We start from the raw sequence: 20,204 nt of genomic DNA, 5'->3' as shown, positions 1-20,204 counted from the left end.
CACCAGACATGCAAAATCTCGGTATTGACGAGGGCGAGGAAATCGCTGCTACGGGCCCGGGAGGACGGCCACGTCTTGGGATAGAGCTTACGAAATATTTGGGATTGATGAATGAGCCACTAAGTGGAGAATGGCGCGTAGGGGATGGAAGCATCGCGTTGAGAAGCCAAGTTTGGGGCCGCTGGGCGCCTGATCCTGATCATCGACAATCGCATCACCATGAAGATGGTGAGCTTTTATGGGCTTCAAATGATTGGCTTGATGGAGCATTGGCCCGCCTAAACAAGCAACTTATTTTTGTAGTGACACTTCATAAATATAAATCGTCACGAAGTTATAACCCCTCTAACGGAGCCAAGTCTGTTCTTGTTGGCCTCAGGCTGAATGACCGGTCGCTGAGACTGTGGCCAGCAAAAAAAGCTTCTAAGGTAGATTATTAGTCATTTACAAACTCGGTACGATCTTTGCCGGAAGTCATATAGTGAAAGATCAACTGTAGGTGATCTTTCACTAGGTTCATCGGGCTTCTTATTTTTTGTAACGACTATCTTGAGTCTCTTATTGCTTGAGTTTTTTGACCGTATGTTTAATGGAGTCGCGGGCTGTAGGCATAAGTGACGCGGCTCACTGATGCGAAGCACCGCTTTCGGAGGAAAGTGCTCATAAGTCTAGCCCGCTGTAGACCGCGAACCGAAAAAGTGTGAGTCCTTGATTGCAAGGGGTGGAGCTAGCGAGACGGAGGCTGTTTAGGCTTCCGCCTCTTCTTTATCCGGCCTTTCTTTTGAGCTGAAGGTCAATGAAATCAAGCTCTGCCTTGATTGCATCAATCGTGAGCGTCTCAACCTTGGTGATTTTGTTTGCTCTTGCGTTGAGCTTTTTCATGCCAGCGATGCCGACAATTATCCCGTTCAAATGCAGCTTTCGGGCCTTTAGGGAATCCGGCATCTGAGCACTATTCTGTGGTGGTTTATTCATGGTTAGACCGATGGTAGGCCCGAAGCAACATGCCCTCGCCGGTTGCTTCGGGGAAGGTTTGGGTTAGGCGGCCAACAGATCAATCAAGTTGTGTTGGTGGGAGCGAGCCACAAGTTCTCGCCAGGTCCAGCTTCCAAAGTGCTCGCCCTGTTCAGGGATATCCAGCTTCATCAGTGCAACCGGATCACGGCTAATCAGGTTGCGTGCTGCCCACAGCTTACCGCCTGTCTCCAGCAGTGTTTTCGCGGCCTCATTCCATTGTTCTTCTAACACTGTGTTCGCCAGATGAGCCGCTTGATTTTCGATCTTGGCGCGTTCCTTCTGTGCCTCTGTGATATGCAGATCAATCGTCACCAGCTCCTGCTCCAGGGCGGTAATCAGTAAGTGTTGGCGGCGGTGATGCTCAACCGCAGCCGTGAGGTTCTTCGCTGCCTTTTGAGCTTCTGCGTTAGCCGCTTTCTCGCCCTCCACATCGCCCCAGGCGACAGCCTGTGCATAGGCGGTGGCTGCATCCGTTTCAGCTTGTCGGGCTTTTGCCATGTCTTCCTGATCGCTCTGGCGGACCTGCTGCAACCGGGTCTCGATGCTGCTGCGCTTTTCATTGAGTTCCATCTCGTCCGCTTTCCAGTTCGCCATATCGCTCAGATAGCCGGCAGCCAAGCTCTCACGGTTTGCCAATGTTTCAAGGCGATCAATCTTCTGGTTCAGTGTGCTGATCTCCAGATTTCGTGAGTCGATGCGTCTTTTGTGATCGTTGATTTCATCCTGTACGGCCCGTTGACGGCCCTGTTGGATAACCTCTGGACTTTCCAGTGCCGCTTCAAAGGGCGACAGGTCGAGCCGAATGCTCTCCACTTCGAGAGTCAGTTGGTCGCGGCGGTCTTTCAATTCTTGAGCAGTGTTCATCTGTATTGTCTCTGGGTGGTATGGTTGATAGAGATGGTTGTCGAATGGCTGGCGAGGCCGGGATTGAGCCGGCGCTACCTCAATCGGCAGGCATGCCATCAGGCGGCCTTGGCCTCGCTTTCATCCGTTCCAGGAACTGTCTTCACCACATAGCAGCGTTGAGGTCCTAACCCAGGCAGGCGAATCAAGCTGTACGCCTTGCCGTCGCTTCCCGGTTCGAGCACGCCCCGTTGCAGCAGCTCCTTGTTCACGGCACTGATATTCATGCCCTTGAAGATCTCGGCCCTCCAGGCTTCAGGCAGCACGTAATAGGTGTTGGTGGTGTGCAGGGTGTCGCCCATGCCGTGTTCCAGGGTCTTACGAAAGCCCAACCGATCAATCGTGCGAGGGCCGTGTTCATCGATCTTGGCGGCGGCAGATTCCCATCGGGTAAAGCGGCTTTCTCCAAAGCGTTCGATGACCTGTCGCAGCCGCGCCAAGATCGCATCGCCCTCGAAGTTTCCGGCGCCGCCGCGTTCGGCCAGCCACGCATGCAGACACACCCGTGCTGCGGTTGTGGCTGTGCCATCGGGCCAGCCAGTAACGCCGAAGGCGGTGGCTAACTCTCCGGCCGCTGCTGCGAGGCCAAAGCGAAGGGCGGCACGTTGCGCCTGACCACTGGCCGAGGCGGGCAGGTTTTGGGTGATGAACTGTTCCACCGTGCGGCGAACGATCACTGTCCACCTGAGCATTTCCCCAGGCGCGCACAGTGCGAGCAGGAAAGCGGTGAGGGGCGTGCCGTAATATTTGGCGACACGGGCCTTGAGCGCATCGGAGAGGGCGGCGGCGTCTTCAAAACCATTCAGTACATCGAACATGCCGAGGCCCTTGCTAGCATCCGCTGGCACCGCAAGCATTCGAACCTCCATGCCCGCTTTCAGCTCCTTGTTTGCGTCCGCCATGTGTTGCGCCAACGTCTTCTCGCCCGTTGAGAGAAACAGCAAGCGCCACTCCTGCACCTGTCGGCCCGCTTGTCCTCGATCATTCGCCCGGGCCTTACCGGTGCCGTTACCGAGCATGTAAACCGTCTCGCCAATAATGCGTGGGTCACACATGCCGATTTCATCCAGCACTAGGAGCCCGTCTGAATGGGCGGCTGCGATGGACTCCAGGGCGTTATCTGTCGAGCGCCACGAACGCACCAGGCGCGGCCCGCCATAAACCGAGGCGGCAACTTGTAGGTGAGTGGTCTTGCCACCGGAGCTGTCGCCATAGAGATGGAAGCCGCCGGACTCATGCCCCAGCAGGTTCAGCAGAGGCCCTGCAAAGGCCACAGAGACGACAAACGCCAAGCGATGGTTACCAACGCACAGCGCGCCGATTTGCTGCTGCCACTGCTCCAGAGAGCCCGCCTCGCTGATCGGTGGCAATTGCGCACCGGCCTCATAAAAATGCAGGTGTTCGGCGTGCGAGCCAATCTGTTGTTCGGGCAATAGAAACGCCTTGTCGTGCCATCCCAAGCGCGTTACCAAGCGTGCGCGCTGGGCGCTGTCGAATCCGCCGAGATAACTCTGCAGGTCATTGCGGGCATTGCGTCCTGATCGGCTTCCAGCAAGGCGCAGCCCCATGTCTACCAGTGGGCCGAGTACATCCTTGCCGAAGTCGCCGGTCATGGTTCGGGCCGGAATGTTCCAGCGTTTTTTGGCGCCGTCCGGGTCGTCGAATTCGACCAATAACCCCCAGTTGTGGCCCTTGTCGTCGCGAGTACGGGCGATGATTTCGAGAGGCGAACACACAGGACGCGCCTCGCCATCATCGCCGGAATAAAACACCCCTTCAGACGTCAGGCGAAAGCCGCCCGGCAATAGGTCATTTTTCGATTTCGCAGGGCGTTTGGCGGGCGCCTTGGCCTTCTGTTCTTGAGGTTCAGTTGGCTCAGCGGCACTGCCGAAAAACTCACCGCTGCGCACCAGCTCGGCGACGTGGGCAGCGGTCCAGCCTTTGGCTAACGCATCCGCTGCATCGTCGCCCTCAGCCCATTTTCCACCTTTGACGAGTGTCGGCTTTCCGCCTTTGCTGCTGGGCTTGAGCTTGAACACGTCGAGCGAGATTCGTTGCACCGAAGTGGCGCCCAGCTCAATCACCTTGAGTTCGATGGCGTCCATGCAAGTCTTGCCGCTGGCATCGTTATCCGGCCACAGCACCACAGCGCGCCCTTTGAGGGGCGTCAGGTCGGCCTTGTGCCAAGAGTTGGAGCCGTTTGGCCAGCAGGTGGCTACGTGGTCGGGCATCAGTTCGGCGGCGGCATCAGCAGCCTTTTCGCCTTCACACAGCACCACAGTCGCATCGACACGCTGTGCCAGTTCATCCAGGCGCAGCAATGGCCGTGGTTCCGGCAATCCTTGCCAGCGCCATTGCGTGGTTTGTTCGTCGGAGCGCTTGCACCAGGTCAACGGCGCAAAGACCTTTCGCGGTTTGCCGCCTTCATCTGGGCCCAGGTCGAAGCGATACAGCGCCATGACCGGTTGGCCCTGTGCATCGCGATAGATCCACACTTTGGACGGAACACCGTGTTGCCGGTGTCTGGCTGGGCACTTGTTCATGGCCTCGGCCGGGATCGGCTGAATTGCGATCCACTCCGGCGTTGCGCTCTTGGCCGGTGCGCTTTTGGTAGTCGCAGAACCTGCGGAAACACTGAGCAGATCCGCAAGCTTTTTGCAGGCCTCAACGTCCGTGCCGCCGTCGATGTAGCGCACCAGGTCGATCAGGTCGCCGCCCTTATCCCCGGTGGCAAAATCTGCCCAGGTGCCTTTGCTCAAATTAACCTTGAGTGAGCCTGCACGTTTGTCCGTGCGCGTAGGGTTCGGTGCTGTGTATTCCTTGCCGCCGTCGACGCGTTTGCCATTCGGCAGCCATTGAGCAAGCACGCGGTCGATGTTCTTCAGGGCAGCGATTTTAACGTCGGCAAAGCTGGGGCGTTTTGAGGTGTTGCCGGTGCGCTGAGTCATGGTGCTGTCCTCGTTGCATACAGCGCATCGTTGACGTCATCGATCAGTGCTTTTGCCATCTCGCCCAGGTAGAACGCCGGCCAACTGAAACGCTCGCCCTCGTTACTCATGGCAGCATCGAGGGTCAGTTGATTGGCGTAGTGCTGAAACAGTGAAATTGCTTCAAGCGCATCCTCAAGGAGCACGCCTGCATTCACCCGAAATAACTTTTGGTGGGTGTCGTTGGCACACGAGAACTCGGCACGCCCAAGAGTGGTGGCAGTGTTCACAGTGCACCGCCTTTCTGGCCCATTGGCACAGAGGAGGCGTCACCGTACAAGGCGAGTGTTTTGATCAAGCCCAAGGTGCCGCGCACGTCCCAAATAACGGACGACAGTACGCGGTTGGAGAGGACGGGTTTATCGCCGTCTAAGTGATCTTCCAGCAGCATGAGAACTGAATCGGCACGGTCGAGGGCGCATGTGATGGCATCGATCGGAATACCGGCTTCAGCATCCTGGCTGACGCAGAGGAGATCCTCGGGCAGTGAAAAGCATGGGAGCATGCTCATTGAGCACCCCCTGCGGCTTCCAGAGCGCGAGCCTTGGACATATGGGCGTTGTAACGGGAGAGGCGTGTAGCGAGGCTGGAGTTGGCGTGTAAAGCGGCGAGAGCCATGGCTCGATGAGCGGCGGCGCGAATTTTGGACGGATTGGTGGCGTGCATTGGGCGAAACTCCTTTGTCTGGGGAGCTGCCACGGTTCGCCGTCAAACGAATTAAGGTGGCAGCTGTGCGCAGGTTGACGGACCGGGGACAAAGGAACCCGGCATACCCGAAGGTATCCCGCGCACAGCCGCCATAAACAGGATGTGCAGGCACAAAAAAAGCGCCTGCAATCGTGATGGGGGCGCCTGTGCGCCAATGTCTGAACGGGCCGTCAAACCCGGTCGCTGAATTTGCAGCGACAGGCAGAGAGTAACGTTCGTTTTTTGAAAGCGCAACTGTGCAGATCACTTGCGGATTTTTTCGATGCGGCATAAATTGGTCAGGCATGTAGATTTACCTCAACGCCTCCGGTTGCCGCCGGGGGCGTTTTCGTTTCAGGCATGAACGGCCCAGCGCAGGGAGACAAAGGGCAACAGGTCGCCTTCGAGGCAGGCGCGTGCATCCTCGTAGGCGTCTATCTGTTGGCCTTCGTCGACGATGATTGCTTGCGGGGCTTGGCAGGGAACTGACAATGCGCACCAGATTCCATCTCTCCACCGCATCACCATGACGTCCCGGTTAAGGCGTTTTTGCTCCGTGCGGTAACGTTCAAAACGCTGCATACCGCGTGATGAGAACCCGACTTTTTTGAGTACAGAAAAGGGCTGCAAGATGGCCCTGTTAGCAACACGATTTTTCATGCTGCCACCTGATCGCGCGCAGCGATGCGTGCGCGTGTCCATGCCTGAACTTCCCCCAACACCCACGCAACCGGAGCGCTTCGGGCATTGCTGTTACTCAGCTTTACCGGCAACGGGAATCCGCTTTCAGGTTGACGCATTAGCTTGTAGATAGTCGGGCGTGCGAGCCCTACGATTGAAATGACCTCGGGCATGCGGATGAGGGTCATTGAGGGATCATGCGAGGGAATTGCTTTTAATACGGTAGTCATAGCGAGCTAACCCTTTGTTAATTGAGACAACGGGTCATACGCTACGCAGGGGAGGGGGAGTGGACTGTGTCTGCTCCCTTTTATTTCAGAGGTCTAAGGCCCAGGGCGGTCAAATGTTCTCGAATGGTTTTTTTTGTGCCGAGGCCTTCCCGTTTGGAAAGAATATTGGTCAGTTCAGCATCGGTCAGACTTCGCATTTCAATTTTCCGACCGTTAATGGTTTGCTCAGCCGCCGCCTTAATTCTTGCTCGCCTATCCATTGTGTCAGTCTGTATTTTTGAGCTGGGATCTCGGTTCCCCTTACCGGCTTCCTGGCCCCTTCTCGTCGCCTTTGTCGAAAAGGCATTGTCGAGAATTCGATGCATCAGGCTTGATGTGTTGAAGCCTTTTTTAAACACATCCATCTGCTCCACTTGGCGATAAAGATTCGCCATCAACAACGCTTGGTTCGCCTCACCCAACAACGTAGCGAAGTCTTCTCGTACTCGGATTTCGTTTCCACTACTGCGGTCCCGTTCTTTTTCGATCAGAGCAAGGTACTGGCGGGGTGATTCGTGTTTCAACTGCTCTATCAGGTCTGCATCAATACCGTAGGTGGTGAGCTCAAGATGGAACAGCCAATTTGCGAGCGTCTCCACAGCTTGGGTTCCAAGCGCAAGGGCGAAGGTCGCCACGAGCTGTGAGTCTGCTGCGGAATGACTCACCCCAAGAAACCGTCGAATGACACTGGGCAATGAGCCTGCCTCTGCATAACTGGCATGCTCGCTAATTGGATCGCGAAGTCGATAAAGGGTTCTTGTTACCGACTCTGCGCACGGAGCGTAGGAGCCGTCCTCAAGCCAGAACGATGTAGCGGTGTTGATCAGATCGAACGCATCTTTGAAGTGTTCGTTGAACTGCGGAAACAGCACAAGATTGCGAACGGCAATCTCGACTTCGTCCTGATCCCACACCAGGCACGTTACGTCGACGCCTGCAATTTCTAGCTCCTCTGCCTCGATGCCTCGCTCAATGTCCATTTAGGTCTCCCCGACGCCCCGAGGTCAGTGGGCTAACGCAGCGATTTGCGGATAAAAACGCGGATGCCAGCAGGGTCGCGGGTGTGGCGGTTCTGTAACACGACTCCACCGTGTAACACGTGGTGCTCAGAAGTTTTTCAGCGCGTGTAACGCTGAATATATTCAATAAATACAATGGGTTATTGGGCGGCGTAACACGCGTAACACCCGTAACACGATTTTTGAGGAGGTATAGGGTTGACGGCTTCACACGGCCTTCCCAAATTGACCTTGCACTACATTTCCGGCCTCTAGGGAATCAAGGTGATCGGCGTACCATTGCATCATTTTTACGCGTTGCTCAAAGTATTGGGCCTTGTTGTATACCCCCGAGATGCCTTCCTCTTTGTGAGCCAACTGCGCTTCAACATGTTCCTTTGGCCAGCCATGTTCTCGAAGTAACGTGCTCGCGGTATGTCGAGTACCGTGTCCTACTAGACGCCCTTTGTAGCCAATGGTAGCGAAGACTTTGTTAATTGTGTTTTCGCTGATGGTTGGGTTCTTTGCTCCGACGCCGGGGAAAAGCCAGCGACTCCGTCCCGTTAAACAGTGCAGATCCCTCAGTGCTGTAACGGCTTGGTGGGGAAGGGGGCATACAAAATCCCGGCGCATCTTCATCTTGGCAGCAGGCGTCGTCCAAATGGCCTTCTCAAGATCGAACTCTTTCCATTCAGCCAAGCGGACCATGCCTGGGCGGGAGGCCGTCCTGATACAAAGCCATGCGGCGGTACGTGCCGTCAGTCTGCTCGGAGTGTTTTTGAGTGCTTGGAGGAACTCAGCGAGTTCAGGCTCCAGCAAGTGTGGATGCTGCTGAGTCTTGGGCGCCTGGGCGGCAATGTCGCGAAGGCGGCTGCCCGGATCGTTTTCGGTGAGTCCTAAACCAATCGCTCGGCCGAATATTTGGTTGATCCAGGTGCGGCACTTTTCCGCCACGTTGTGAGCGTCTCTAGCTTCGAGGGATGCTTGGAGATCTGCACAGTCGGTACGGGTGATTTCGTCGAGGGGCTTATCTCCCAATGCCGGGAGTATGTCCTTGTCGAGGTAGGTGCGGATTTTGTGAAGGGTAGAGGGTGCGAGGCCCTTTTCTTCTTTGGCCTTGAGCCAAGCCTCAGCAGCAGCTCGAAACGTTCGAGCCTTGGCCGCATCGATTGCAGCTTTAGCAGATCGTTTCTGCTCAAGGGGATCGGCGCCGCTACTTACTACTTTGCGTAGATCGGCAGCTTTCTCTCTTGCCAGCGCACCACTGACCTCTGGGTAACCCCCGAGCCCCATCCAAGCCCAATTGCCCGCCGGACGTTTGTAGCGTAGCTGCCAGGATTTACCACCATCAGGTTTGACCCTGAAGTAGAGGCCGTTTCCGTCTAGCTCCCTGTATTCCTTTGACTCCGGCTCCAGCCCTGCAAGCGTCGTGTCTGCGAGAGGGCGGCGCTTGATATCTGCGCGCTTCATCCTTGTATCCCAAAGTTCGGTATTTTTCTCAGGATACAAGCAGGGATACAGGGATACAACGGATAAGGGGATACAGAGGTAGATAGGCAGACACAAAAAAACCGGCTCAAGTGGCCGGTTTCTTTGGGCCTGAAAGCCTGGTAGAGACTTTCAGATACTGCTATATGGTGCCCCGAGGGAGACTCGAACTCCCACTCCTTTCGAAAACGGATTTTGAATCCGCCGCGTCTACCAATTCCGCCATCAGGGCTCAATGGCGGCGAAGTATAGAGATGAGATTACCGTTGGTCAATCACGTTTCATGGTCTATTTTCACTATTTCCGCTAGACTCCCCGGCCCTGCTAGACGAACCCTATCATGCGCGTTGCTGACTTTACTTTTGAGCTCCCTGATTCGCTGATCGCTCGCCACCCTTTGGCCGAGCGTCGCGCCAGTCGACTGCTGACCCTGGACGGGGTGAGTGGTGCCCTCGCACACCGCCAATTCACTGATTTGCTTGAGCATTTGCGCCCAGGCGATTTGATGGTGTTTAACAATACCCGGGTGATTCCGGCACGGCTGTTTGGCCAGAAAGCGTCCGGCGGCAAGCTGGAAATTCTGGTGGAGCGGGTGCTGGACAGCCATCGCGTGCTGGCCCATGTGCGCTCCAGCAAGTCGCCGAAACCCGGCTCGAGCATCCTCATTGATGGCGGTGGCGAAGCCGAGATGGTTGCGCGGCATGACGCGTTGTTCGAACTCAAGTTCGCCGAAGAGGTGTTGCCGCTGCTGGAGCGCGTCGGCCATATGCCGCTGCCTCCTTATATCGACCGCCCCGACGAAGACTCGGACCGCGAGCGCTACCAGACGGTGTACTCGCAGCGCCTCGGTGCTGTCGCCGCACCTACAGCCGGGCTGCATTTTGACCAGCCGCTGCTGGATGCGATTGCTGCCAAAGGCGTCGAAAGCGCTTATGTGACCCTGCACGTGGGGGCCGGCACGTTTCAGCCGGTGCGTGTGGATAACATCGAAGACCACCATATGCACAGCGAATGGCTGGAAGTCAGCCAGGAAGTCGTGGATGCGGTGGCGGCATGCAAGGCGCGCGGTGGTCGCGTGGTTGCAGTGGGCACCACCAGCGTGCGCTCGCTGGAGAGTGCCGCGCGTGATGGTGTGCTCAAGCCGTTCAGTGGCGACACCGATATCTTTATTTTCCCGGGCCGGCCGTTCCATGTGGTCGATTGCCTGGTGACCAATTTCCATTTGCCGGAATCCACGCTGCTGATGCTGGTGTCGGCCTTCGCGGGTTATCCCGAAACAATGGCGGCGTATAAAGCTGCCATCGATAATGGATACCGTTTTTTCAGCTACGGTGATGCGATGTTTATCACCCGTAACCCTGCGCCGACTGCTCCTAAAGAAGCGGGCCTTGAGGAGCAACTATGAGTCGTATGTCGTTTGAATTGTTGGCCACGGATGGCAAGGCTCGTCGTGGTCGCCTCACGTTCCCGCGTGGCACCGTCGAAACCCCGGCGTTCATGCCAGTGGGCACTTACGGCACTGTAAAAGGCATGCTGCCGCGTGACATCGTCGCGACCGGCGCCGAGATCATCCTGGGCAACACCTTCCACCTGTGGCTGCGCCCGGGCACGGAGGTGATCAAGAAGCATGGCGACCTGCATGACTTCATGAAGTGGCAAGGCCCGATCCTCACCGACTCCGGTGGTTTCCAGGTATTCAGCCTGGGTGCCATGCGCAAGATCAAGGAAGAGGGCGTGACTTTCGCCTCGCCGGTGGACGGTTCCAAAGTGTTCATGGGCCCTGAAGAGTCGATGCAGGTGCAGCGCGACCTGGGCTCCGACATCGTGATGATTTTTGACGAGTGCACGCCTTATCCCGCGGATGAAGATGTCGCGCGTATCTCCATGGAACTGTCGTTGCGTTGGGCTCAGCGCTCGAAAAACGCCCACGGCGATAACACTGCTGCGCTGTTCGGTATCGTCCAGGGCGGCATGCACGAAAGCCTGCGCAAGCGCTCGCTCGAAGGCCTCGACAAAATCGGCTTTGACGGCCTGGCTATCGGCGGTCTGTCGGTAGGTGAGCCCAAGCACGAGATGATCAAGGTGCTGGATTACCTGCCGGGCCTGATGCCCGCTGACAAACCTCGTTACCTTATGGGCGTTGGCAAACCGGAAGATCTCGTAGAGGGTGTGCGCCGCGGTGTGGACATGTTCGATTGCGTGATGCCAACCCGTAATGCCCGCAATGGGCATCTGTTCATCGATACAGGCGTGCTGAAGATCCGTAACGCGTTCCATCGCCATGATGATTCGCCGCTGGATCCCACCTGTGACTGCTACACCTGCCAGAACTTCTCGCGTGCTTATCTGCACCATCTGGACAAGTGCGGGGAAATGCTGGGTAGCATGTTGAATACCATCCACAATTTGCGTCACTACCAAGTCCTGATGGCTGGTTTGCGTGAGGCTATTCAACAGGGTACATTGGCCGCCTTCGTCGATGCCTTCTATGCCAAGCGCGGGCTCCCTGTGCCGCCCTTGGACTGAGTTTTCCGACCCTAAGATTCACTATTTGCAACTGGAGTGCTAAATGAGCTTTTTTATCTCTAATGCCATGGCTGACGCCGCTGCGCCTGCCGCCGCCGGCCCTATGGGTGGTGGTTTCGAGTGGATTTTCCTGGTCGGCTTCCTGGTCATCTTCTACCTGATGATCTGGCGCCCACAGGCCAAGCGCGCCAAAGAGCAGAAAAACCTGCTGGGCAGCCTGCAGAAAGGCGACGAAGTTGTGACTACTGGCGGCATCGCCGGCAAGATCACCAAGGTTTCCGATGCTTTCGTGGTTCTGGAAGTCTCCGACACCGTAGAAATGAAGTTCCAGAAGGGCGCTATCGCCGCCACGCTGCCAAAAGGCACGCTCAAAGCGATCTGAGTAACAACCTTTACCAATCGACGGGGCGCGCAAGGCGCCCCGCGTTATAAGCGGGCGGCGTGATGCTGAACAAATACCCTCTGTGGAAATACGTACTGATCCTGGCGGTGCTGGCGATCGGTTTTATTTATTCCGCTCCCAATCTTTATCCTGATGACCCTGCGATCCAGATCACTGGCGCCAGCACTACGCTGCAGGTCAATCAGGCTGACCTGGACCGTGCGAGCAAAGCGCTCACCGACGCCGGTATCCAGGTAAAAGCGGCAACCTTGGCGTCTGATGCGAAAGGCGGTTTGTTGCGCCTGACCAAGGCCGAAGACCAGTTGCCGGCCAAAGACGTCGTGCGCAAGGCCATGGGTGATGACTACGTTGTCGCGCTCAACCTCGCACAGACCACGCCAAAATGGCTGCGCAGCATTGGCGCGCACCCGATGAAGCTGGGTCTGGACTTGTCCGGTGGTGTGCACTTCCTGCTGGAAGTCGACATGGACAAAGCCCTCGACGCGCGTCTGAAAGTTTACGAAGGCGACGTGAAGAGCCTGCTGCGCAAAGAGAAGGTGCGTTATCGCAGCCTGCCGCAGCTCAACGGTGCCATCCAGCTGGGCTTCTCTGATGAAGCGACCCGCGAACAGGCCCGTGCCCTGGTGCGCAAGAACTTCAATGATTTCGACATCGTACCGGCTGACCTGAATGGTCAGGCTGTGCTGCGTCTGGCGATGACCCCGGCCAAGATCGCGGAAATCCGCGAATACTCCATCAAGCAGAACTTGACCACGGTACGTAACCGCGTCAACGAGCTGGGTGTGGCTGAGCCGATCGTGCAGCGTCAAGGCGCCAACCGCATCGTGGTTGAACTGCCAGGCGTACAAGATACCGCTGAAGCCAAGCGTATCCTGGGTAAAACCGCCAACCTGGAATTCCGTCTGGCGGCTGAGCCGGGTGCGACTCGCGCGACTGCCGAAGAATTCGAGTTCCGTGAAGGCAACCGTCCTCCAGCGCTGATCGAGCGTGGCTTGATCATCACCGGTGATCAGGTGACTGACGCCAAGGCGGGTTTCGATTCGCAGCACGGTACTCCGGAAGTGAACATCCGTCTGGATGGCCATGGCGGTGACCTGATGAGCCGCGCCACGCGCAGTAACGTCGGTCGCAGCATGGCGGTGATCTTCATCGAGCAACGCCCGGTCACCACCTACACCAAACAAATGGTCGACGGTGTCGAGAAAGACGTGCCGGTGCAGACCTTCAAGGAAGAGAAGAAAATCATCAGCCTGGCGACCATCCAGTCGCCGCTGGGTGCTCAATTCCGCATTACCGGCCTGAATGGCCAGGGCGAATCTTCCGAGCTGGCACTGCTGCTGCGTGCGGGTGGCCTGGCGGCGCCGATGTACTTCGCTGAAGAGCGCACCATTGGCCCGAGCCTGGGTGCCGACAACATCACCAAGGGTATCGATGCGGCCTTGTGGGGCATGCTGTTTGTGTCCTTGTTCATCATCGCCATCTACCGCTTCTTCGGCGTCATCGCCACCGTGGCCCTGGCGGGCAACATGGTGATGCTGCTGGCACTGATGTCGCTGCTGGGCGCAACACTGACCCTGCCAGGTATCGCCGGTATCGTACTCACCATGGGTATGGCCGTAGATGCCAACGTACTGATCTTCTCGCGTATTCGTGAAGAGATCGCGGCGGGCATGACCGTACAACGTGCAATCAACGAAGGCTTCGGCCGGGCATTTACCGCGATTCTCGACTCCAACCTGACCACTCTGCTGGTCGGCGGGATTCTCTTTGCCATGGGCACCGGCCCGGTCAAAGGTTTTGCGGTGACCATGTCCCTCGGTATCTTTACCTCGATGTTCACGGCCATCATGGTGACCCGCGCAATGGTCAACCTGATCTTTGGCGGACGTGACTTCAAGAAGTTGTGGATTTAAGGGGCTGCCATGTTACGTACAATCAACTTCATGGGCGTTCGCAACATTGCGTTCGGCGCCACAGTGCTCCTTACCGTTCTGGCGTTGTTCAGCTGGTTCCATAAGGGCCTGAACTACGGTCTGGACTTTACCGGCGGTACGCTCATCGAGCTGACCTACGAGAAGCCGGCCGACGTCACCCTGGTGCGCAGCGAGCTGGTCAAGGCCGGCTATCACGAAGCCATCGTGCAGAGCTTTGGTGCTACCACCGACCTGCTGGTGCGTATGCCGGGCGAAGATCCGCAGTTGGGTCATCAGGTAGCCGAAGCCTTGCAGAAGGTCGGCGGTGACAACCCGGCGTCGGTCAAGCGCGTCGAGTTCGTAGGCCCGCAAGTGGGTGAAGAGCTGCGCGACCAGGGCGGTCTCGGCATGCTGATGGCGCTGGCCGGCATCATGGTCTACCTGGCGTTCCGCTTTCAGTGGAAATTCGGCGTCGGCGCCATTGTGTCGCTGATCCACGACGTAATCGTCACCGTGGGTATCCTGGCGTACTTCCAGATCACCTTCGACCTGACGGTGCTGGCGGCGGTGTTGGCGATCATTGGTTACTCGCTCAACGACACCATCGTGGTATTCGACCGGGTTCGTGAGAACTTCCGCGTACTGCGCAAGGCTACGCTGGTCGAGAACATCAACATCTCCACCACTCAGACCCTGCTGCGGACCATGGCGACGTCGATCTCCACCTTGCTGGCGATTGCTGCACTGATGATCTTCGGTGGCGACAATCTGTGGGGCTTCTCCCTGGCACTGTTCATCGGCGTTCTGGCGGGTACCTACTCGTCGATCTACATCGCTAACGTGGTGCTGATCTGGCTGAACCTCAACAGCGAAGATTTGATCCCGCCTGCCGCTACCGGCAAGGAGGTCGACGACCGTCCTTGATGGGCGATCGTTGATACGCTGTTACAAATAAGGCACGAGTATTGAACTCGTGCCTTTTTTTTTGCTCCAAGGCTGGGTATAGCGCGGACGTTTCGGTCCGCTTGTGATGGTCAGGAGGTTCACGTGAACAAGTCGTTACTGGTTGGTGCGGTATTGGGTGCTGTCGGTGTGACTGCCGGGGGTGCTGTTGCCACCTACAGCCTGGTAAAAAGCGGCCCTGAGTATGCGCAAGTGCTGGCAGTGCAGCCGGTGAAAACCCAGATCAAAACCCCTCGTGAGGTCTGCAAGGACGTCACCGTGACCCGGCAGAAGCCGGTGCAGGATCAACACCAAATCGTCGGCACCGTGGTTGGCGCGCTGGCCGGTGGCTTGTTGGGCAACCAGGTCGGTGGCGGTAATGGCAAGAAGCTGGCTACTGTAGCCGGTGCTGTCGGTGGCGGTTACGCCGGTAACAAGGTGCAGGAAGGTATGCAGAACCGCGATACCTACACCACCACGCAGCAGCGTTGCAGCACGGTCAACGATATCAGTGACAAGGTTGTGGGTTATGACGTGCGCTACAACCTGGATGGCAAAGAAGGTTCCGTGCGTATGGACCGTGATCCGGGCGGACAGATTCCAGTGGATAAGGAAGGTCGTCTGATCCTGGGCCAAAACCAGCAGTAAGGCTGACATCAATCCAAGTGTGGGAGCAGGCAAGCCAGCTCCCACATTGGATTGTGTTGGCTGCTGGGATAGCAAATCCCAGGCACAAAAAAAGCACCCCTCGGGGTGCTTTTTTTGTGCTCGCTCGCTTAGCGCTTCAGCGAAGCCGGCAGGTGCGGCTGGATCGCCGTCAGTACTGCCTTGAAGCATTTGGTGTTGCCGGCGACCACATGGCCTTTCTCAAGGAAATCGTGACCACCGGTAAAGTCGCTCACCAGGCCACCAGCTTCCTGGATCAGCAGGGCGCCTGCAGCCATGTCCCATTCGGACAGGCCTGACTCCCAGAACGCATCAAAACGACCGGCGGCAACATACGCCAGGTCCAGGCTGGCAGCACCGGCGCGGCGGATGCCGGCGGTCTGGCCAACCAGGGCGCGGAACATGCCCAGGTAGTTTTCCAGGTTGTCCATCTGGTCGTCACGGAACGGGAAGCCAGTGCCCAGCAGGGCGCCGTCCAGGCTGGTACGGCCGCTGACGCGCAGGCGACGACCGTTCAGCTGGGCGCCACGGCCACGGCTGGCGGTGAATTCTTCCTGGCGAACCGGGTCGAGTACGACGGCGTGTTCCAGGCGGCCACGGTATTTGCAGGCAATGCTGACTGCAAAGTGTGGGATGCCGCGCAGGAAGTTGGTGGTGCCATCCAGTGGGTCGATGATCCACAGGTAGTCTTCGCCTTCGCCGCTGCCTTTGTGCAAGCCGGTTTCTTCACCGAGGATGCCGTGGGTAGGGTAGGCCTTGCGCAGCGCGTCGATGATTTTTTGCTCAGCGGCGCGATCCACCTCGGATACATAATCCTTGGCGTCTTTTTCGTCGACCTTGATGGTATCCAGGCGCTCGATGGAGCGGAAGATCAATTCACTGGCGCTGCGGGCGGCGCGCAGCGCGATATTCAGCATGGGCTGCATGGATGTGTCACCTAAGGTTGTTAAAGAAAGCCGGGCATTCTAGCAGAAACTTTCTTCAGGTGAAGGACGACGTTAGCTTTCATGGCATAACCTTAGGCTGTTCTGTAAGATTTGCTCCCCTTTCCTGTGTCCGAGAGCGCCTCCCTTGCTGCAAAACATCCGTGTCGTCCTCGTCAATACCAGTCATCCCGGCAACATCGGCGGGGTGGCGCGAGCCATGAAAAACATGGGGCTGACGCGCCTGGTGCTGGTCGAGCCGCGTGTGTTCCCGCACCACGAGGCCGATGCCCGTGCATCCGGCGCCAATGACATCCTTGAAAAAGCCCAGGTCGTCGCCACTTTGGAAGACGCTTTGGTCGGCTGCAACCTGGTGCTTGGCACCAGTGCTCGCGACCGTCGAATCCCCTGGCCACTGCTGGATCCGCGCGAATGCGGCACCAAGGTGGTGGAAGAGGCTGCAGGTGGCGCTGAAATCGCTTTGGTGTTTGGCCGTGAAGACTCCGGCCTGACCAATGAAGAGCTGCAGCGATGTCATTACCACGTGCACATCCCATCAGACCCTGAGTTCAGCTCGCTGAACCTCGGGGCAGCGGTGCAGGTGTTGAGTTACGAAGTGCGCATGGCCTGGCTGGCTGCAGAAGGCCAGCCGAGCAAGGTCGAGAAGGATGAGGTCGCATCGACCAAGAGTGGCGAGTTGGCCACCATGGACGAGTTGGAGCGATTCTATGAGCACCTGGAGCAAACCCTGGTGGCCATCGAGTTTCTCGATCCGGAAAAACCACGGCACTTGATGGCACGCCTGCGTCGCTTGTACGGCCGTAGCTCGGTAAGCCGGGCAGAAATGAACATATTGCGTGGCATCCTCACGGAAACCCAGAAAGCGGCCCGTGGTGAGCTTCTTAAGCGGAAGGATTAAAAATGTTCGAGCGTTTGCGAGAAGATATCCAGAGTGTTTTCCACCGTGACCCGGCGGCGCGCAACGCCTTTGAAGTGCTGACCTGCTACCCAGGCATGCACGCGATCTGGATTCACCGCCTGTCCGCAGTCTTATGGGGCATGGGCTGGAAATGGCTGGCACGGCTGGTGTCGAACTTTGGGCGCTGGTTGACCGGAATCGAGATTCATCCAGGCGCCAAGGTGGGTCGTCGCTTCTTTATCGACCATGGCATGGGCATCGTGATTGGCGAAACCGCCGAAATCGGTGATGACGTGACGCTGTATCAGGGCGTGACCCTGGGTGGCACAACGTGGAATAAAGGCAAGCGCCACCCGACATTGGGCGATGGCGTAGTGGTGGGGGCGGGTGCCAAGGTGCTTGGCCCGTTCACTGTCGGCGCGGGTGCCAAAGTGGGCTCCAATGCTGTGGTGACCAAGGCTGTGCCGCCTGGCGCGACGGTGGTGGGCATTCCCGGCCGCATCATCGTCAAGCCGGAGCTCGGCGACGAGCAGGAAGCCAAGCGCAAAGCGATGGCTGAGAAGATCGGTTTCGATGCCTACGGTGTCAGCGAAGACATGCCCGACCCGGTGGCGCGTGCCATTGGCCAGTTGCTCGACCACCTGCAGGCCGTGGATGGCAAGCTGGACGGTATGTGCGGCGCATTGAAGGAGTTGGGCAGTAGCTACTGCGCAAAAGATCTGCCTGAGCTGCGCGAAGAAGACTTCGCCGAGATCAAGGTTGAAGCTGCCACCACCAAGGCTGGCTAAATCTTAAGCGCGATAAAACCTTCTGTGGGAGCTGGCTTGCCTGCGATAGCGGTCTGCCAGCTCATTTAGGGGGTGCTGACCCACCGCTATCGCAGGCAAGCCAGCTCCCACATTTGGCTTCCATTGGTCTTGAGATTGAGTCGTGGCCCGGTTCCCGCTGTTCGTCCCCACCCCACCCTGCTATTATTCGCGCGCCCTTTTTACGGGTAATCCTGACTAAAGTACTAGGTCTTATAGTTGACTTAAATACTCGGGAATCGCATACTTGCTCCCATTCTGAAACACCTTGGTACTTGTCCATGAGACTGACTACAAAAGGCCGATACGCGGTGACCGCCATGCTTGACCTGGCCTTGCACGCGCAAACTGGGCCGGTGTCCCTGGCCGATATCTCCGAGCGCCAAGGCATTTCCCTGTCCTACCTCGAGCAGCTGTTCGCCAAATTGCGCCGTAGCAACTTGGTTTCCAGCGTGCGTGGGCCGGGTGGCGGTTATCAATTGTCCCGCGATATGCAGGGCATTCAGGTAGCTCAGGTGATCGACGCGGTGAACGAATCCGTCGATGCCACCAAATGCCAGGGTTTGGGTGACTGCCATGCCGGCGACACCTGCCTGACCCACCACTTGTGGTGTGACTTGAGCCTGCAGATCCATGAGTTTTTGAGTGGTATCAGCTTGGCTGATCTTGTGACTCGCCGTGAGGTGCAAGAAGTAGCCCAGCGTCAGGACCAGCGCCGTTGCAACACCAAGGCGCCGCGTCTGGACAAGATTGAAGCGTCCGCCGTCGAGTGACAGCCGAAGAGCTAACGGCACGCCAGCCAGCCTGATTTAGGAGAAAGTCCATGAAATTGCCGATTTACCTTGATTACTCAGCGACCACCCCGGTTGATCCGCGTGTCGCGCAAAAGATGAGCGAATGCCTGCTGGTTGACGGAAACTTCGGTAACCCAGCCTCCCGTTCCCACGTATTCGGCTGGAAAGCCGAGGAAGCGGTCGAGAATGCTCGTCGCCAAGTCGCCGACCTGGTAGGCGCCGATCCGCGGGAAATCGTCTGGACTTCCGGTGCTACCGAATCCGACAACCTGGCAATCAAGGGCGCGGCGCATTTCTACGCGACCAAGGGCAAGCACCTGATCACCACCAAGATTGAGCACAAGGCTGTCCTCGACACCATGCGCCAACTGGAGCGTGAAGGTTTCGAGGTTACCTACCTTGAGCCAACCACCGACGGTATCGTCACCCCGGCCATGATCGAAGCGGCCCTGCGTGAAGACACCATCCTGGTTTCCGTGATTCACGTGAACAACGAAATCGGCACCATCAACGACATCGCAGCCATTGGCGAGCTGACTCGCTCCAAAGGCATCCTGCTGCACGTCGACGCTGCTCAGTCCACCGGCAAGGTCGACATCGACCTGTCCAAGCTGAAAGTCGACCTGATGTCGTTCTCTGCCCACAAAACCTACGGCCCTAAAGGCATCGGCGCGCTGTACGTGAGCCGCAAGCCTCGCGTGCGCATCGAAGCGACCATGCACGGCGGCGGTCACGAGCGCGGCATGCGTTCCGGCACCCTGGCGACTCACCAGATCGTCGGCATGGGCGAAGCCTTCCGTGTAGCCAAAGAAGACATGGCTGCCGAAAACATCCGTATCAAGGCGCTGAGCGATCGCTTCTACAAGCAGGTCGAGAACCTTGAAGAGCTGTACATCAATGGCAGCATGACTGCCCGTGTACCGCACAACCTGAATTTGAGCTTCAACTACGTCGAAGGCGAGTCGCTGATCATGGCGCTCAAGGACCTGGCGGTTTCGTCCGGTTCGGCCTGCACCTCGGCTTCCCTTGAGCCTTCGTACGTTCTGCGCGCCCTGGGCCGCAACGACGAACTGGCACACAGCTCGATCCGCTTTACGTTCGGCCGTTTCACCACCGAAGAGCAAGTCGACTACGCCGCGCAGAAAGTCTGCGAAGCCGTCAACAAGCTGCGCGTTCTGTCGCCGCTGTGGGACATGTACAAAGACGGTGTCGATATCTCCAAGATCGAGTGGGCGGCACACTAACTATAGAAGCCGCCACCCAAGCTCTGTAAGAACGTGGC

21 protein-coding genes and 1 tRNA gene are annotated in these 20,204 nt (G+C 57.5%); 11 read left to right on the top strand and 11 right to left on the bottom strand.

Translation table 11 applies throughout. The annotated features are described in order from the left end of the window. A partial coding sequence (locus GIW28_RS23920; protein ID WP_236490418.1) for a hypothetical protein occupies window positions 1–440 on the top strand: 440 nt, incomplete at its 5' end. Window positions 441–765: 325 nt separating this feature from the next. Here the strand turns inward: GIW28_RS23920 and GIW28_RS23915 are convergent. The 10 genes from GIW28_RS23915 to GIW28_RS23870 form a co-directional block, all read right to left on the bottom strand. Continuing rightward, window positions 766–975 carry a hypothetical protein gene (locus tag GIW28_RS23915; RefSeq protein ID WP_236447719.1) on the bottom strand — a complete coding sequence of 70 codons (210 nt, stop codon included), beginning with the start codon at window positions 973–975 and terminating at the stop codon, window positions 766–768. Window positions 976–1,038: 63 nt separating this feature from the next. Then, window positions 1,039–1,881 (bottom strand): chromosome segregation protein SMC, encoded by an 843-nt coding sequence (locus GIW28_RS23910; RefSeq protein WP_236447718.1) that lies wholly within the window; start codon window positions 1,879–1,881, stop codon window positions 1,039–1,041. Between the two features lie 98 nt (window positions 1,882–1,979). Next, on the bottom strand, window positions 1,980–4,868 hold the full coding sequence (locus GIW28_RS23905; RefSeq protein ID WP_236459118.1) for a DUF927 domain-containing protein: 2,889 nt from the start codon (window positions 4,866–4,868) through the stop codon (window positions 1,980–1,982). Then, window positions 4,865–5,137, bottom strand: a complete 273-nt coding sequence (locus GIW28_RS23900; RefSeq protein ID WP_236447716.1) for a DUF3077 domain-containing protein — start codon at window positions 5,135–5,137, stop codon at window positions 4,865–4,867. Before GIW28_RS23900 ends, GIW28_RS23905 begins: the two co-directional genes overlap by 4 nt. Beyond that, complete coding sequence (locus tag GIW28_RS23895) at window positions 5,134–5,418, bottom strand: hypothetical protein (protein WP_236447715.1); 285 nt, start codon at window positions 5,416–5,418, stop codon at window positions 5,134–5,136. The genes GIW28_RS23900 and GIW28_RS23895 overlap by 4 nt, the downstream gene beginning before the upstream one ends. A gap of 530 nt (window positions 5,419–5,948) precedes the next feature. Continuing rightward, a complete protein-coding gene (locus GIW28_RS23890; protein WP_236459119.1) occupies window positions 5,949–6,254 on the bottom strand; it encodes a hypothetical protein in 306 nt (101 codons plus the stop codon). Then, window positions 6,251–6,505, bottom strand: coding sequence for a helix-turn-helix transcriptional regulator (locus tag GIW28_RS23885; RefSeq protein ID WP_026078127.1), 255 nt, complete (start codon window positions 6,503–6,505; stop codon window positions 6,251–6,253). The genes GIW28_RS23890 and GIW28_RS23885 overlap by 4 nt, the downstream gene beginning before the upstream one ends. 80 nt (window positions 6,506–6,585) lie before the next feature. Then, a complete protein-coding gene (locus GIW28_RS23880) occupies window positions 6,586–7,524 on the bottom strand; it encodes a hypothetical protein (protein ID WP_236459120.1) in 939 nt (312 codons plus the stop codon). Between the two features lie 246 nt (window positions 7,525–7,770). Next, a complete protein-coding gene (locus GIW28_RS23875) occupies window positions 7,771–9,012 on the bottom strand; it encodes a tyrosine-type recombinase/integrase (protein ID WP_236459121.1) in 1,242 nt (413 codons plus the stop codon). 165 nt (window positions 9,013–9,177) lie between these two features. Continuing rightward, window positions 9,178–9,262, bottom strand: a tRNA-Leu gene (locus GIW28_RS23870). Between the two features lie 108 nt (window positions 9,263–9,370). Here GIW28_RS23870 and queA point away from each other — a divergent pair. The 6 genes from queA (at window position 9,371) to GIW28_RS23840 (ending at window position 15,462) form a co-directional block, all read left to right on the top strand. Further along, window positions 9,371–10,435: a tRNA preQ1(34) S-adenosylmethionine ribosyltransferase-isomerase QueA gene (queA, locus tag GIW28_RS23865; protein ID WP_138453875.1), complete on the top strand. Its 1,065-nt coding sequence runs from the start codon at window positions 9,371–9,373 to the stop codon at window positions 10,433–10,435. Between the two features lie 5 nt (window positions 10,436–10,440). After that, complete coding sequence (gene tgt / locus GIW28_RS23860) at window positions 10,441–11,556, top strand: tRNA guanosine(34) transglycosylase Tgt (protein WP_003175976.1); 1,116 nt, start codon at window positions 10,441–10,443, stop codon at window positions 11,554–11,556. A 43-nt stretch (window positions 11,557–11,599) separates the two neighbouring features. Beyond that, window positions 11,600–11,938, top strand: a complete 339-nt coding sequence (gene yajC, locus GIW28_RS23855; protein WP_003175975.1) for a preprotein translocase subunit YajC — start codon at window positions 11,600–11,602, stop codon at window positions 11,936–11,938. A gap of 62 nt (window positions 11,939–12,000) precedes the next feature. After that, on the top strand, window positions 12,001–13,872 hold the full coding sequence (gene secD / locus GIW28_RS23850; protein WP_017135939.1) for a protein translocase subunit SecD: 1,872 nt from the start codon (window positions 12,001–12,003) through the stop codon (window positions 13,870–13,872). A 9-nt stretch (window positions 13,873–13,881) separates the two neighbouring features. Continuing rightward, on the top strand, window positions 13,882–14,796 hold the full coding sequence (gene secF / locus GIW28_RS23845) for a protein translocase subunit SecF (protein ID WP_017135940.1): 915 nt from the start codon (window positions 13,882–13,884) through the stop codon (window positions 14,794–14,796). A 123-nt stretch (window positions 14,797–14,919) separates the two neighbouring features. Beyond that, window positions 14,920–15,462 carry a glycine zipper 2TM domain-containing protein gene (locus GIW28_RS23840; RefSeq protein ID WP_017135941.1) on the top strand — a complete coding sequence of 181 codons (543 nt, stop codon included), beginning with the start codon at window positions 14,920–14,922 and terminating at the stop codon, window positions 15,460–15,462. A gap of 128 nt (window positions 15,463–15,590) precedes the next feature. Here GIW28_RS23840 and suhB read toward each other — a convergent pair whose 3' ends face one another. Further along, complete coding sequence (gene suhB, locus GIW28_RS23835) at window positions 15,591–16,406, bottom strand: type III secretion system regulator SuhB (protein ID WP_003175971.1); 816 nt, start codon at window positions 16,404–16,406, stop codon at window positions 15,591–15,593. Window positions 16,407–16,551: 145 nt separating this feature from the next. Between suhB and trmJ the strand changes: the two genes are divergently transcribed. From trmJ to GIW28_RS23815, 4 genes are all read left to right on the top strand, one after another. After that, on the top strand, window positions 16,552–17,322 hold the full coding sequence (gene trmJ / locus GIW28_RS23830) for a tRNA (cytosine(32)/uridine(32)-2'-O)-methyltransferase TrmJ (protein WP_003210307.1): 771 nt from the start codon (window positions 16,552–16,554) through the stop codon (window positions 17,320–17,322). Window positions 17,323–17,324: 2 nt separating this feature from the next. After that, on the top strand, window positions 17,325–18,110 hold the full coding sequence (gene cysE, locus GIW28_RS23825; RefSeq protein ID WP_017135943.1) for a serine O-acetyltransferase: 786 nt from the start codon (window positions 17,325–17,327) through the stop codon (window positions 18,108–18,110). A 299-nt stretch (window positions 18,111–18,409) separates the two neighbouring features. Then, window positions 18,410–18,901, top strand: a complete 492-nt coding sequence (gene iscR, locus GIW28_RS23820) for a Fe-S cluster assembly transcriptional regulator IscR (protein ID WP_003194020.1) — start codon at window positions 18,410–18,412, stop codon at window positions 18,899–18,901. A 50-nt stretch (window positions 18,902–18,951) separates the two neighbouring features. Beyond that, a complete protein-coding gene (locus GIW28_RS23815) occupies window positions 18,952–20,166 on the top strand; it encodes an IscS subfamily cysteine desulfurase (RefSeq protein ID WP_017135944.1) in 1,215 nt (404 codons plus the stop codon). The last annotated feature ends 38 nt before the right edge of the window (window positions 20,167–20,204 follow it).

Source organism: Pseudomonas sp. PA-5-4B (assembly GCF_021606215.1).
Taxonomy (GTDB): Bacteria; Pseudomonadota; Gammaproteobacteria; order Pseudomonadales; family Pseudomonadaceae; genus Aquipseudomonas; species Aquipseudomonas edaphica.
This window is presented reverse-complemented; position numbering and strand designations above follow the sequence as displayed.